Genomic DNA, 12,685 nt, shown 5'->3' on the forward strand with positions numbered 1-12,685 from the left:
GTTCGAACGCAAGGCCAACAGGCTGGTGCTGACGCAGGCGGGCCGCGCCTATCAGAGCGGGCTGACGCCGATCTTCGATGCGCTCGCCAGCCTCACCGCGCAGGTGACGGCGCCTGCAAGCGTGCGCGTGCTCACCATCGGCGTCGGCCACACCTTTGCGATGCGCTGGCTGATCCCGCGGCTGTCGGCGTTTCGCAGCGAAGAGCCCGACATCGAGGTGCGCTTCACCACCGGCGGCGCCGAGGTGCCGTTCGGCGAGGACTGGAGCTGCGGCATCAAGCTCGGCACCGGCGACTGGCCGGGCCTCGTCGCCGAGCCCCTGTTCGCGGGCGACCTCACGCCGGTCTGCGTGCCCCGCCTCGCCTCCGGCCTGAAGCGGCCGGCGGACCTCAAAGCGCCCGGTCTGATCCGCGTCACCCATTCGCCGGAGGACTGGCCGATCTGGCTGAAGGCGGCGAACCTCACCCGCATCAATGCGCGCGGGCCGGAGTTCCAGTTCTACGGCCAGGCGCTGCAAGCTGCTGTCGACGGACTCGGCGTCGCCATGGGCATCCGGCCCTATATCGACGACGACCTCGCCGCCGGACGCCTGGTGGCGCCGTTCGACCTCTCGGTGCCCAAGGGCATGCGCTGGTACCTGATCTACCGCAGCTTCCAGACCGAGCAGCGCGATTTTACCGCGTTCCGCCGCTGGATCATGCGGGCGGCGGCGGAACCCGCGGCCCGGCCGCGGCGGTCCGGACGCGCCGCACGGAACTGATGCCTCAGCCGTTCGGCTGAAAAAGCCGGCCTGATGTGAACGGCTTCACATATCGAAATCCGCAAACGTGGTCCTCTAACCCTCCGACATCTGAGCATTTGGGGACTTCCAATGACGACCCTCTACGACGGCTTTGACATCGAATCCTTCGAAGCTGGCAAGGGACTGTGGCACGCCCGTATCCGGCGCGCCGATTTCAGCCCGCTTGCCATCGACGGCGTGCTGTTTCCGACCATGGAAGTCGGCTTCGCCTGGCCGGATCCCGACGCTGCGATCGCAGACGCCAAGCATCACATCGACCGCTTCCGCCGGCACGCCGGCGACAGCGACGAATAGGCCGGCGGCACGGCAACAGGACTGAAGGCGGCACAGTAGGGGAACACCTGACCATGTCAGTGATCGAAATCGACGACGGTGGGCGGCCGCGAATTTATTCGCGCCAGGTGCTGTCGATCTGCCCGGAATGCGACGGCGATCTCGCGGTGGTCCGCGTGATCGGCGGNGGCTGCGAGTACTGGACCATGCGCTGCACCGATTGCGGCGGGATCCATCTCGATATCCTCGAGCCGCGCCTGACGGTCGTGGACGGCGACGGGCCGCTGCCGGCGGCGTAGTCCGGCGCTGCTGCCAACCTGCTGTCAGCAGCGTGCTCCGGGACTTAGCTTCGCCCTTTTCTGAAGGGCGGAGTCGTCCCATATTCGCCTCATGGCGAAGAAACCTGCTCCCCCGAAATCCCCCAAAACCAAGGCTCCGAACTCGAAGGCACATCGGCCAGATGTGCAGCCGATCGGGCCGGCGCTGGCCGAGCTGCTGAATCCTGCGATCAATCGCGGCGATGCGGGGCTTGGATCGGGCACCGGGCTGCAGCCGCCACCCGACAATTCGCGCGACCGCCGCGCCGGCGGCGAGGCTGCCGCGCATTGCGCGCGCGCCTCGACGCCGAAGGATTGTCCGGCCGACCGGCTGGCCGGACTGGAAGAAGCGCCGCAGGCCAATTACGGAACCGCGGCCACGATCCCGACGCTCGATCCGGAACTGGCGCGACAGCTCGGTCTTCCCACCGAGGAGGACGATGCCGAAGCGCTGGCGCGTCCGCCGCGGTCAAAGATGGAGGCGCTCGGTGTCAAGGCGACTGCCGACGCGCTGGAATCGCTGATCCGCGAGGGGCGGCCGGAGTTCCGCAAGGACGACGGCTCCATGAGGGTGTGGACGCCGCACCGGCCGCCGCGCCCGGAGAAGTCCGAAGGCGGCGTGCGTTTCGAGATCAAGTCGGAATACCAGCCGCGCGGCGACCAGCCGACCGCGATCAAGGAGCTGGTCGAGGGCATCGAGCGCAACGACCGTTCCCAGGTGCTGCTCGGCGTCACCGGCTCCGGCAAGACTTACACCATGGCCAAGGTGATCGAGGCGACCCAGCGTCCGGCGCTGATCCTGGCGCCGAACAAGACGCTGGCCGCCCAGCTCTATGGCGAGTTCAAGAACTTCTTCCCCGATAACGCGGTCGAGTACTTCGTCTCCTATTACGACTACTACCAGCCGGAAGCCTATGTCCCGCGCACGGACACCTACATAGAAAAAGACTCGTCGATCAACGAGCAGATCGACCGCATGCGCCACTCGGCGACGCGCGCCCTGCTCGAACGCGACGACGTCATCATCGTCGCCTCGGTGTCCTGCATCTACGGTATCGGCTCGGTCGAGACCTACACCGCGATGACGTTCGCGCTGAAGAAAGGCGAGCGCATCGACCAGCGCCAGCTGATCGCCGACCTCGTCGCGCTCCAGTACAAGCGCACCCAGGCCGATTTCACCCGCGGCACTTTCCGGGTGCGCGGCGACGTGATCGATATTTTCCCGGCGCACTATGAAGACCGCGCCTGGCGCGTGAACCTGTTCGGCGACACCATCGAGAGCATCGAGGAGTTCGATCCACTCACCGGCCACAAGCAGGACGAGCTCGAATTTATCAAGATGTACGCCAATTCGCACTATGTGACGCCGCGTCCGACGCTGGTGCAGGCGATCAAGTCGATCAAGTCGGAACTGAAGCAGCGGCTCGACCAGCTCAACAACCAGGGCCGCCTCCTGGAAGCACAGCGGCTGGAGCAGCGCACCACCTTCGACCTCGAGATGATGGAAGCGACCGGCAGCTGCGCCGGCATCGAGAACTATTCGCGCTATCTCACCGGGCGCCGCCCCGGCGAGCCGCCGCCGACCCTGTTCGAATACGTCCCCGACAACGCGCTGATCTTCGCCGACGAAAGCCATGTCACCATCCCGCAGATCGGCGCCATGTTCCGCGGCGACTTCCGCCGCAAGGCGACGCTGGCCGAATACGGTTTCCGCCTGCCCTCCTGCATGGACAACCGCCCGCTCCGCTTCGAGGAGTGGGACATGATGCGGCCGCAGACCATCGCGGTGTCGGCGACGCCGAGCAGCTGGGAGCTGAACGAAAGCGGTGGCGTGTTCGTCGAGCAGGTGATCAGGCCGACCGGCCTGATCGATCCGCCGGTCGATATTCGCCCGGCCCGCACCCAGGTCGACGATCTCGTCGGCGAGGTGCGCGCGACCGCGCAGGCCGGCTATCGCTCGCTGATCACGGTGCTGACGAAGCGCATGGCGGAGGACCTCACCGAATATCTGCATGAGCAGGGCATCCGCGTCCGCTATATGCACAGCGACATCGACACCATCGAGCGCATCGAGATCATCAGGGATCTGCGCTTGGGTGCGTTCGATGCGCTGGTCGGCATCAACCTGTTGCGCGAAGGCCTCGACATCCCCGAATGCGCGCTGGTCGCCATTCTCGATGCCGACAAGGAAGGCTTTTTGCGCAGTGAAACGTCCTTGATCCAGACCATCGGCCGCGCCGCGCGCAACGTCGACGGCAAGGTGATCCTCTATGCCGACCAGATGACCGGCTCGATGGAGCGTGCCATCGCCGAAACCAACCGCCGCCGCGAAAAACAGGTCGAGTACAACACAGCCAACGGCATTACGCCTGAAAGCGTGAAGAAGAACATCGGCGACATCCTCAACTCGGTCTATGAGCGCGACCACGTGCTGGTCGAGGTCGGCGGTCACGACATGACCGACGACGTCATCTCGATCGGCCACAATTTTGAAGCCGTGCTCGCCGACCTCGAGACGCGGATGCGCGAGGCCGCCGCCGACCTGAACTTCGAGGAAGCCGCGCGCCTGCGCGACGAGGTCAAGCGCCTGCGCGCCACCGAGCTCGCCGTGGTCGACGATCCCACCGCCAAGCAGCGCGCCGTCACCACCAAGGCGGGCGCCTATGCCGGCACCCGAAAATACGGCGATGCCGCCAATCTGCCGGTCAGCGCGATGAAGAAAAAGACCGTGAGCTCCGCGCTGAAGGCAAGCGGCAGCGGCAGCGGCTCGNCCGCATCTCGACGAGATGCACGGCCCGGAATCGCTGCCCTACCGCGCGAGCCCAAGCCTGCCTTCAAAGCCGTTCGGCAGCACCAGCCGGATCATCCAGCCGACGGATTCAAGGCAGTCGGGGCCCGAGTTCGGGCCTGCGCCGAAATCGACCGGCGGGATGCCGGGGCGAAGGGGCGGGTGGAAGAAGAGGTAGGATGTCGGATGTGAGGAGGGTCAACGCCCTCACCCCATGCTCGCCGTCACCACAGCCATCACCGACAGCATCAGCACGATCGCGACCAGTTGCAGCGAGGCGACCGGGTGGGTGCGCCATTCCGTGATCTTGTCGGAGAGCGACAGACTGCCATCGAAGAATGCCGGCTCGTAGAGCGTCTTGAACAGCGCCGGGACGCTCGGGCCGAGCGTCGCGGCGATCATCGCGTGAAGCAGCGAGGCGAAGGCGACGAAAATGGCAACGCCGGGGTCGCCGACGAGGTCGTGGTTGCCGCACAGCTTGAGCAGCAGCGCGGCCGCCGCGAAGGTCGGAAAGCTCTGCAGCATCGCGGTCAGCGCAAAGCCTTCGAGCGCGTTGCGCGGACGGGACTTTCTCGCGGTGGCGATGGTGGCCATGGCACGTCTCCCTGATGGCATGCAGCTGACGGTAGCCGCAGGGAGAGGCGCGCGATGTGAGGTGCCTCACGCCCCATTCCGCGACTGGAACAAGAGGCGTGATGGATGTACGGGTTCGCGCTTCGCGCGCCCCGGAATGACGATGAGCTACAGCTTGCCCTGCCCGTTCGCCTGGCTCTGTTGTTGCTGCTGCCTGTCCTGCTCGTTGGCGCGATGGCGGCCGTAGAGGCAGCCTGCGGCGGCGCCGAGCATGCCGTGATGGCCAGCATAATGGCCGGCAACGCCGCCGACGATGGCGCCCTTGATGCAGCCCTTGGCGTTCGCAACGGAATTTGCGCCGAGCATGAGCAGCGCGGCGGTGACGGTGAGAAGCGGGAATTTCATCGATGTCTCCTGCGGTGTCGCCGTCTCAACGATTACGAGCCGGCGGGAGTTCCCGCGCTCGCCACATGGTGAGAGACGTCAGCCCTCATGCCGGCGGCGTCAGAACGCCCGTCCGATTGGGGGCACGGTCCATGTCAGCGCAACCCCGCCTTGCAGCCATGAACCCCATGCATTGAGGCGCGACCATATGGCGAATAGCCCCGGTGTTTTTGCGGATTGATGCAGCCGCGCGCCGCGCGATAGCGTTTACAATCCATGGCCAGTGAGGGCATCAGCGGCATGAGCGTGGAGTCGTTGAACAAGCAGCGCGTGCTGCATCTGCTCGACACCATCATGCGCGGCGATCTCGAGGCCGCGCTGTCGTGCTGCACCGAGGACGTCGATTTCCTCACCCACGCGCCGATCGACGTGATGACGCATATGGGCCCGCGCCACGGCAAGGCCGAGTTGCGCGAGTTCTGGCAGACGGTCTCCTCGCGTTACTCCGAGTTTCGCTACAAGGTCCCGCAAATCATCGCCGATGGCGACGAGGTCGCGATCTACCTGCGGGCCCATTTCAAGAAGCGCAGCAACGACCGCATCGTGCAGTTCGACATGGCGGTGTTCTACAGCTTCCGGAACGGACAGATCGCGCAGATCCGCGAGATCATCGATTCCTACGATCTGGTGCAGCAGGTGCTGGAGCGGGAGATCGGGCCGTTGATCGTGGGGGCGGGGATGGAGGCGGAGTAGGCGTCCCAACGTCGTCCCGGCCCCCCGCGGGCAATTGCGCGCTAGGCCGGGACGACACCGAGGGTTGGCAACTCCCCCCGCTTCCCGGACCCGGTAAGATTACGGGGTCCTGTTGTAAATCTCACACTTTGCGCTCACTTGTGCCTTGCAAAAACGTGATTTGAGTTTTTCCAGAAATCCCGTACTTGTTCGCATACAAATGAATTCAGCAGCCCCTCGGCACCTTACTGTGCATGGGGTTGTTTTCCGTTTTTACGCTTCAATTTCAGGACGCCCCCCAAATGACAGAGCACAGCCTCTGGCGTTTCTCGCGCGCGTTGCACCGTGCGATCAACGACCGGCATTTCGAGGATGTCGAGGCCCTGATCGACGACGACGTCGAATGGGCGATCTACGGCCCGATCGACATGTTTCCGTTCCTGGGCGCGCGCCAGGGCAAGGCGGCCGTGCTCCGGGTCATCCGCCAGCTCGCCGACAATTTCCGCGTCCGCCGCTTCGAGCGCGAGAGCATCATGCTGGGCGTCGATTCCGCCTCCTCGATGCTGCGCTACTCGCTGACGGCGCTGGATTCCGACAAGCCGATCAGCCTGCGCGTGGCGCAGTTCGCGCAGTTCAGGGCTGATAGGCTGATCAGCCTGCGTGTGCTGGTCGACACCTTCGATCTGGTCGAACAGGCACTCGGCCGCGCCATTCATCTGCCAAAGATGACCAGCGTCGGCTGACGGGACACCAACGGGCTCCGAGAATTCGGGACCGGTCGATTGATGCTCCCATGACACGTGCTGGCCTCCAGCCCCGCCGGACGCCGTCATGGAGATGCTCGTCACCGGGCGCGCCATTTGCGCGCGGCCCGTTGGTTCGTCATTCTGGGCGCCACAATTTCGCAACGATAGTTCCGCATTTTCCGCGCGAACGGGGCTTGCGGGCAAGGCAATGGAATTCACGACAGGTTTCGGCTGGACCAGGCTGCCGCTGGCGGCCGCGTTCATTTTGGGTTCGGTGCTGACGGCTGCAGCGCAGATCATTCCGCCCTTCTCCCCGCCCCCCGCCGCGACCACGGCTGACGACGACGAGGCCGAGGTCGCCGAGGCCCCCAGCGTCAACGCCCCCGACGTGCTCAAAGGCATCGACGTCGACAAGCTCGACTGGAGCCAGCTCGCCATCGACGCGGGTACGCTCGACGACCTCGTCGCCGCCAAGAAGCGCGCGCAAGCCGCCGCCAAGGACGGGATGGACTGGTCGTCCAGCGCCAATGCCAACGGCTCCTCGGGCGTGAAGGTCAAGCAGTCGGTGTCCCCGTTCTGGGACACCCGCATCGGCGCCGACCTGACGGTGACGAAAGAGCCGACCACGATGTCGGAGCTGCTGGCGCTGAAGGCCGAAAATGGCGGCAACCTGCCGCAATCCTCCGGCAGCGCCTGGGCCGCCGCGACCGCGCCGGGCGCAGGCGCGATCTGGGACAAGACTGCGGTCGAAGCCCGCGTCGATCCAGGCAGCGAACAGAGCAAGCTCGGGGCGTCGCTGACCAAATCAATGCCGCTGTCGGGCGACACCTCGCTGACGCTGCAGAACGGCTACAGCGTCAACCAGCAGGGCACCACGGCGCTGCCCGGCGTCGGCGGCCACGTCAGCCGCAATTACGAGACCGACCAGTCCGCCAAGGTCACGATCACCGACACCGGCACCAGCATCTCGGCGGGGCAGACCCTGTCGACCACCGACGACAAATGGCTGCGCAAGGTCGGCGCCGAGCAGAAGCTGTTCGACAACGTCACCGTCTCCGGCTCGGTCGGCGAAACCTCGCAAGGCGCGATCAACAAGAGCGTGACGGCCGGCTTCAAGAAGAGCTGGTGAGCCTTGTTTAGACTTCCCTAACCGTACGCCACGGCAAAGCCCCCGAATGGTCCGTCCTTGCCGCATCTCGGCCCTGTTCCGGTCAAAATCCGGCGCACAGATGCATCGGCCTGACACACATCGTCGTGCGGGGGACACTCGCGCTGCGCTCAACGCGAACAGGGGAATAACGATGAACGCCATGCGTCCGGAAAAGACCGAGACCACCGAGACCGAGACGGTCGACAGCGATCTCGCCGCCGTGACCGAAGTCGAGGCCGGTATCCGCGATTTCGTCCGCAACGACATCGCCTATCTGCGCCGGCCGGCCGCCGCCGCAACCACGGACTCGCCGCCACTCGATCCGAGCGCGGAAGCCACCGTGACCAACGTCAACTCGCTGATCCAGCGCGTCGCCGGCACCTCCCTCGGCGAGATCGAGAATCTGATCTCCGAGCTCGAGAGCCTGCGCGACCTGCTTCATGCCGAAGGCCAGCGCGTCCAGCGCGAGATCTCGGGCTACGCCCAACTCAGCCAGGCCGCGATGAAGTCGACCCGCATGATCGCCGACAACGTCGCCCAGTGGAAGCGTGCCGCCGACGGCCTGCGCAATAGCTGATCGGACGGAAGAAGCATCACCAGCCGCCGCGCTCCGGAAGGAGCGCGGCGTTTTTGCTTCTGGGACGTGAGGAGTGCACACGCGCTCCACACGAAAAGTGTCATCACCCGCGAAGGCGGTTGATCCAGTATTCCAGAGACGGCAGCGATTGAACCGAGGGGCCGCGGCGTAGTGGATGCCCTGCCCCCCGTGCGCAATTGCGCACTAGGCGGGGCATGACAGCGGTGGGCGTGGTTTGAACCCACCGCCCACTCCCGGCGACCAATGCCAAGCGCCCGTGCCGCTGACGGCCGGGCCTCGGGGACATCTCAGATGGAAAGCATTCGGCCCGATACCACGGACCCGATACCGCTGCGGCCCGCGCCGAGCCAGTTCGGGACCATCATGCTGCGCTTTGTCGGGCTGCTGGCGGTTGCGATCGCAATTTTGGCGTTCGTCTATAGCCGCTGAGGCCGGAGGCCGCTTCCCCGGAACGTAAACAGTCGCTTAACGGCTTGCGTCGACCGTCGAGGCTTCCAGGGTGTAGGCGCCGTCGGCGTAGCCCTTCACCACCATGCCGGCCACCAGCATCACGGCCAGCGTCGCGGTAGCGAAGATAAATCCGACCAATTTCAGTGCGCCGCGGTCTGCCATCGTTCTCGTTCCCTGTCCTCTGCCCAGTTCGTTCAAATAGACAGCGACAGGTTCATAATTGGTTAGCAACTCGATGGTTCCGGTTGCTGCTTCGCAGGCTCCCGGGCCATCTCGGGAGGCTTATGGCAGTCACCCTGAATCGCGTCCATAGCGCGCGGGCAACACTCGCGCGCTGTTTTGGCCGTTCATCCTGGAACTGGTCTAAGCGCTTTTCCGCATCGGCACGAAGGCGCTGGCGGTGATGGAATAGACCTCCTCGCCGCGCTGGTTGGTGCCGGTGGTGCGGGCGGTCAGGATGCCCCAGCCGGGACGCGAGGCGGAGCTGCGCTTGTCGATGACGACGCTGGCGTAAGAAATGATATCGCCGGCGAGCACCGGCCTGATCCAGCGCAGATCGCGAAAGCCCGGCGACGGCCCCCAGACGGCAACCTCCTCGCCGCGTGAAGCTGCCTCACGCGCCAGACGTTGGCCGTCGGCGACCACCAAGCTCATGCAGGCCGAGCCGACATGCCAGCCGGATGCAGCAAGCCCGCCGAACAGCGAATTCTTGCCTTCCTCCTCGTCGAGGTGAAAGCGCTGCGGATCGAACTTGGCGGCGAAAGCCTTGATGGATTCGGCGGTGAAGCTGTAGCTGCCGAGTTCGCGGCGCTGCCCGATCTCGATCTGTTCGAAGAACCGCATCAGGCCGCTCCCGCGCGTCGCTCGATCAGGATCGGCGAGGTCATCTCGCACAGCGCTTCGCCTTTGGCGTTACGCGCGGTGCATTTGAACTTGACGATGCCGAGGTTCGGCCGGCTCTTCGAGGTGCGCGCTTCAACGACATCGACGTCGAGCGTGAGATCGTCACCCGGCCTGAGCGGCGAGAGCCAACGCACCTCGTCGACCCCCGGAGACCCGAGCGAGGCGGCGCGGGCGATGAAACCGTCGGCCATCATCCGCATCATCAGGGAGCAGAGATGCCAGCCCGAGCCCGACAGGCCGCGCAGCATGCTTTTGCTGGCGGCCTCTTCATCCAGATGCATCGGCTGCGGATCGAACTCGGCGGCAAACGCCAAAATCTCGTCGCGGGTGACATGGCGCGGGCCGAACGTTCCATAGCGGCCTGGCGGGAAATCTTCGAAGGTCAGGGTCATCTTGGAAAAGCTTTGCGGGAAGGACAGATTGTGGCCGCACTTTGCGGCAATCTCAACCCGCCGGCCCGCATGGCTCGTGCTACATTCGGCGAGTCGGCTCGCCTCATTGTCCTGACGGCACGGCCGGGAGCGCGATTTGGCGGGGGGAGAGAGATGTTTTCATTCAGCGATCTGTTTCAGTGGGACCGCTTCATCACGCCGACGATCATCAAGACCTTCTACTGGCTGGTGATCGGCGTGATCTGCCTGTTCGGACTCTCCGGAATCTTCGCCGGCCTCACCGCGATGGCGATCAGCCCGTTCGCCGGTTTCCTGGTCGTGCTGGAATCGATCGCAGGCGCGGTCGTCGGCGTGGTGTTCTCGCGCATCGCCGCGGAACTGATCCTGATCGTGTTCCGCATCAACGAGCATCTCGGCGCCATCAGGGATCAGGGCGGCGGGATGCGATGAGGCCCTCGTCATTCCGGGGCGCCTCGGAGAGGCTTGCCCGGAATCCATCGGGCCTCAGAGCAAGCGGGTAAATGGATTCTCAGGTGCGCAATTGCGCACCATAGTTCGCGCCAAGGGGCGCGCCCCGGAATGACAGCGAGCCCTTACCAACATCGGCCTCCACCCAGACGGCTGCGCCAGGTGCCACCTCGTTCTTCACCGCGTATTTACGCGCGGATGACAGGCTCGGCACCGCATGAAAGGCGGGGGACGCCACAAGGGTCAGGAGCGGATTGGTGGGCAAGATCGAGAACCCGGTGCTGCGGGCCGGTGCGCTCCTGTTCTTCGCCTGTCTGCGCGGCTGGCTGACGGTGCGGTACGGGCGCCGGCTCCAGCTCGGACCCGGGATCGTGTTCAAGGGGCGGCTGGTGCTCGGTCGGGGCGTCCGGGTGTCGATCGGCGCGAACTGCCGGATCGGCAAGCGCGTGCTCATCACCGGGCATGGCCAGGTGACGGTCGGCAAGGACACCTTGCTCAATGGCTGCTGGATCGGCTGCGCGCAGAAGGTCGATATCGGGTCGTCCTGCCTGATCAGCGACTGCGACATCGTCGACACGGACTTTCACAACCTTCCCCCGCGGCTTCGGCACGAGCCTGCGGTTGCTCGGGCCGTCGCGCCGGTGCACATCGGGGACAATGTCTGGGTGGGCGCGCGCTCGATCGTGCTCAAGGGAGTGACGATCGGCGACCACTCGGTCGTGGGTGCCGGAGCGGTGGTGCGTGAGGACGTCCCACCCCGCGTGGTCGTCGCCGGAAACCCGGCGGCGGTCGTCAGGCAGTTCCGCGACGACGAATAGGCACCGACGCGGGCTCTGCGCGTCATCAGCGCGGCGCGGTGCAGTGAGGTTCGTCATTCCCGGGCGCGCGTAGCGCGAACCCGGAATCCATCGAGCGTCAGAGTGAATCGTGAAATGGATTCTCAGGTGCGCAATTGCGCACCATAGCTCGCGCCAAGAGGCGCGCCCCGGAATGACAGCGAGCCCTTACGTATTAAACCTGAAATGCATCACGTCGCCGTCGGCGACGACGTATTCCTTGCCTTCGAGGCGAAGCTTGCCGGCATCGCGGGCGCCGGCTTCGCCGCCGAGCGCGACGTAGTCGTCATAGGCAATCGTCTCGGCGCGGATGAAGCCCTTTTCGAAATCGGTGTGGATCACGCCGGCCGCGCCCGGCGCCTTGGTGCCGCGATGGATGGTCCAGGCGCGTGCTTCCTTCGGGCCCACCGTGAAATAGGTGATGAGCTCGAGCAGCTTGTAGCCGGCGCGGATCAGACGATCCAAACCTGCTTCTTCGAGACCCAGCGTCTCCAGGAAGTCGGCACGCTCCTCACGCGAGATCGTCGCGATCTCGGATTCGATCTTTGCCGAGATGACGACGGCAACCGCGCCCTCCTTGGCGGCCTGCTCCTCGACCGCCTTGGAGAAGGCGTTGCCGGTGGCCGCCGAGCCTTCCTCGACGTTGCAGACATAGAGGACCGGCTTTGACGACAAGAGGCCGAGCATCGAGAACGCCCGTTCCTCTTCGGCCTTGCGCTCGACGAGGCGCGCGGGCTTGCCCTCGCGCAGCAGCACCAGCGTGCGGTTGACGAGGTCGAGCTGCTCCTTGGCGTCCTTGTCGTTGCCCTTGGCTTTCTTGGTCAGATTGTCGACGCGCTTCTCGAGGCTGTCGAGGTCGGCGAGCATCAGCTCGGTCTCGATGGTCTCGATATCGGCAAGCGGTGCGATCTTGCCCTCGACATGGGTGATGTCGGAATCCTCGAAGCAGCGCACGACATGCACGATGGCGTCGACCTCGCGGATATTGGCGAGGAACTGGTTGCCGAGGCCTTCACCCTTGGACGCGCCACGCACCAGGCCGGCGATGTCGACGAAGGTCAGCCGGGTCGGAATGATCTGGCCCGACTTGGCGATCGCCGCCAGCTTGTCGAGCCGCGGATCCGGCACGGCGACCTCGCCGACATTAGGCTCGATGGTGCAGAACGGATAGTTCGCAGCTTGCGCCGCGGCCGTCTCGGTCAGCGCGTTGAACAAGGTCGATTTGCCGACATTGGGCAATCCGACGATTCCGCATTTGAATCCCATGGTGGTC

Annotated in this window: 16 protein-coding genes and 1 pseudogene; 11 read left to right on the forward strand and 6 right to left on the reverse strand. The window is 65.1% G+C overall.

Annotated features, from left to right (window positions below):
- The 4 genes and pseudogenes from AOQ71_RS03175 to AOQ71_RS47075 form a co-directional block, all read left to right on the forward strand.
- On the forward strand, window positions 1–760 hold a 760-nt coding region (locus tag AOQ71_RS03175; RefSeq protein ID WP_245316669.1), incomplete at its 5' end, for a LysR substrate-binding domain-containing protein.
- A gap of 111 nt (window positions 761–871) precedes the next feature.
- Window positions 872–1,096 (forward strand): hypothetical protein, encoded by a 225-nt coding sequence (locus AOQ71_RS03180; RefSeq protein ID WP_057741560.1) that lies wholly within the window; start codon window positions 872–874, stop codon window positions 1,094–1,096.
- Between the two features lie 369 nt (window positions 1,097–1,465).
- A partial coding sequence (gene uvrB / locus AOQ71_RS03190; RefSeq protein WP_283809563.1) for an excinuclease ABC subunit UvrB occupies window positions 1,466–4,162 on the forward strand: 2,697 nt, incomplete at its 3' end.
- 1 nt (window position 4,163) lies between these two features.
- A pseudogene (locus AOQ71_RS47075) lies at window positions 4,164–4,358 on the forward strand (hypothetical protein); the annotation flags it as partial.
- 29 nt (window positions 4,359–4,387) lie between these two features.
- Here AOQ71_RS47075 and AOQ71_RS03195 read toward each other — a convergent pair.
- Window positions 4,388–4,774, reverse strand: coding sequence for a hypothetical protein (locus tag AOQ71_RS03195; RefSeq protein WP_057741564.1), 387 nt, complete (start codon window positions 4,772–4,774; stop codon window positions 4,388–4,390).
- A 147-nt stretch (window positions 4,775–4,921) separates the two neighbouring features.
- Window positions 4,922–5,158, reverse strand: a complete 237-nt coding sequence (locus AOQ71_RS03200; protein ID WP_057741566.1) for a hypothetical protein — start codon at window positions 5,156–5,158, stop codon at window positions 4,922–4,924.
- A 279-nt stretch (window positions 5,159–5,437) separates the two neighbouring features.
- On the opposite strand from AOQ71_RS03200, the gene AOQ71_RS03205 reads away from it, so the two are divergent.
- From AOQ71_RS03205 to AOQ71_RS46205, 5 genes are all read left to right on the forward strand, one after another.
- The gene (locus AOQ71_RS03205) at window positions 5,438–5,890 is read left to right on the forward strand and encodes a nuclear transport factor 2 family protein (RefSeq protein WP_057741958.1); all 453 of its coding nucleotides are present in this window, start codon (window positions 5,438–5,440) and stop codon (window positions 5,888–5,890) included.
- A 281-nt stretch (window positions 5,891–6,171) separates the two neighbouring features.
- Window positions 6,172–6,612 carry a nuclear transport factor 2 family protein gene (locus AOQ71_RS03210; protein ID WP_057741568.1) on the forward strand — a complete coding sequence of 147 codons (441 nt, stop codon included), beginning with the start codon at window positions 6,172–6,174 and terminating at the stop codon, window positions 6,610–6,612.
- Window positions 6,613–6,823: 211 nt separating this feature from the next.
- The gene (locus tag AOQ71_RS03215) at window positions 6,824–7,744 is read left to right on the forward strand and encodes a hypothetical protein (protein WP_057741570.1); all 921 of its coding nucleotides are present in this window, start codon (window positions 6,824–6,826) and stop codon (window positions 7,742–7,744) included.
- A gap of 172 nt (window positions 7,745–7,916) precedes the next feature.
- Entirely contained in the window at window positions 7,917–8,342 is a 426-nt protein-coding gene (locus AOQ71_RS03220) for a hypothetical protein (protein WP_057741573.1), read from the forward strand.
- 312 nt (window positions 8,343–8,654) lie between these two features.
- A complete protein-coding gene (locus AOQ71_RS46205) occupies window positions 8,655–8,792 on the forward strand; it encodes a hypothetical protein (RefSeq protein ID WP_164933651.1) in 138 nt (45 codons plus the stop codon).
- A gap of 36 nt (window positions 8,793–8,828) precedes the next feature.
- Here AOQ71_RS46205 and AOQ71_RS46210 read toward each other — a convergent pair whose 3' ends face one another.
- The 3 genes from AOQ71_RS46210 to AOQ71_RS03230 all read right to left on the reverse strand — a co-directional run bounded on the left by AOQ71_RS46210 (window position 8,829) and on the right by AOQ71_RS03230 (window position 10,108).
- The gene (locus AOQ71_RS46210; protein ID WP_164938884.1) at window positions 8,829–8,975 is read right to left on the reverse strand and encodes a hypothetical protein; all 147 of its coding nucleotides are present in this window, start codon (window positions 8,973–8,975) and stop codon (window positions 8,829–8,831) included.
- Between the two features lie 201 nt (window positions 8,976–9,176).
- Entirely contained in the window at window positions 9,177–9,656 is a 480-nt protein-coding gene (locus AOQ71_RS03225; RefSeq protein ID WP_057741575.1) for a MaoC family dehydratase, read from the reverse strand.
- On the reverse strand, window positions 9,656–10,108 hold the full coding sequence (locus AOQ71_RS03230) for a MaoC family dehydratase (RefSeq protein WP_057741577.1): 453 nt from the start codon (window positions 10,106–10,108) through the stop codon (window positions 9,656–9,658). Before AOQ71_RS03230 ends, AOQ71_RS03225 begins: the two co-directional genes overlap by 1 nt.
- Before the next feature lie 153 nt (window positions 10,109–10,261).
- On the opposite strand from AOQ71_RS03230, the gene AOQ71_RS03235 reads away from it, so the two are divergent.
- Window positions 10,262–10,558 carry a DUF4282 domain-containing protein gene (locus AOQ71_RS03235; RefSeq protein ID WP_057741579.1) on the forward strand — a complete coding sequence of 99 codons (297 nt, stop codon included), beginning with the start codon at window positions 10,262–10,264 and terminating at the stop codon, window positions 10,556–10,558.
- Window positions 10,559–10,833: 275 nt separating this feature from the next.
- Window positions 10,834–11,394, forward strand: a complete 561-nt coding sequence (locus tag AOQ71_RS49585; RefSeq protein WP_283809564.1) for an acyltransferase — start codon at window positions 10,834–10,836, stop codon at window positions 11,392–11,394.
- Between the two features lie 186 nt (window positions 11,395–11,580).
- Here AOQ71_RS49585 and ychF read toward each other — a convergent pair whose 3' ends face one another.
- A complete protein-coding gene (gene ychF, locus AOQ71_RS03245) occupies window positions 11,581–12,678 on the reverse strand; it encodes a redox-regulated ATPase YchF (RefSeq protein WP_057741581.1) in 1,098 nt (365 codons plus the stop codon).
- Window positions 12,679–12,685: the final 7 nt, after the last annotated feature.

This window comes from Bradyrhizobium manausense, assembly GCF_001440035.1.
Lineage (GTDB): Bacteria > Pseudomonadota > Alphaproteobacteria > Rhizobiales > Xanthobacteraceae > Bradyrhizobium > Bradyrhizobium manausense.

Coding starts and splice junctions, on each gene's coding strand:
- AOQ71_RS03180 (WP_057741560.1), top strand. CDS start 872: ATGACGACCCTCTACGACGGCTTTGACATCGAATCCTTCGAAGCTGGC.
- AOQ71_RS03195 (WP_057741564.1), bottom strand. CDS start 4,774: ATGGCCACCATCGCCACCGCGAGAAAGTCCCGTCCGCGCAACGCGCTC.
- AOQ71_RS03200 (WP_057741566.1), bottom strand. CDS start 5,158: ATGAAATTCCCGCTTCTCACCGTCACCGCCGCGCTGCTCATGCTCGGC.
- AOQ71_RS03205 (WP_057741958.1), top strand. CDS start 5,438: ATGAGCGTGGAGTCGTTGAACAAGCAGCGCGTGCTGCATCTGCTCGAC.
- AOQ71_RS03210 (WP_057741568.1), top strand. CDS start 6,172: ATGACAGAGCACAGCCTCTGGCGTTTCTCGCGCGCGTTGCACCGTGCG.
- AOQ71_RS03215 (WP_057741570.1), top strand. CDS start 6,824: ATGGAATTCACGACAGGTTTCGGCTGGACCAGGCTGCCGCTGGCGGCC.
- AOQ71_RS03220 (WP_057741573.1), top strand. CDS start 7,917: ATGAACGCCATGCGTCCGGAAAAGACCGAGACCACCGAGACCGAGACG.
- AOQ71_RS46205 (WP_164933651.1), top strand. CDS start 8,655: ATGGAAAGCATTCGGCCCGATACCACGGACCCGATACCGCTGCGGCCC.
- AOQ71_RS46210 (WP_164938884.1), bottom strand. CDS start 8,975: ATGGCAGACCGCGGCGCACTGAAATTGGTCGGATTTATCTTCGCTACC.
- AOQ71_RS03225 (WP_057741575.1), bottom strand. CDS start 9,656: ATGCGGTTCTTCGAACAGATCGAGATCGGGCAGCGCCGCGAACTCGGC.
- AOQ71_RS03230 (WP_057741577.1), bottom strand. CDS start 10,108: ATGACCCTGACCTTCGAAGATTTCCCGCCAGGCCGCTATGGAACGTTC.
- AOQ71_RS03235 (WP_057741579.1), top strand. CDS start 10,262: ATGTTTTCATTCAGCGATCTGTTTCAGTGGGACCGCTTCATCACGCCG.
- ychF (WP_057741581.1), bottom strand. CDS start 12,678: ATGGGATTCAAATGCGGAATCGTCGGATTGCCCAATGTCGGCAAATCG.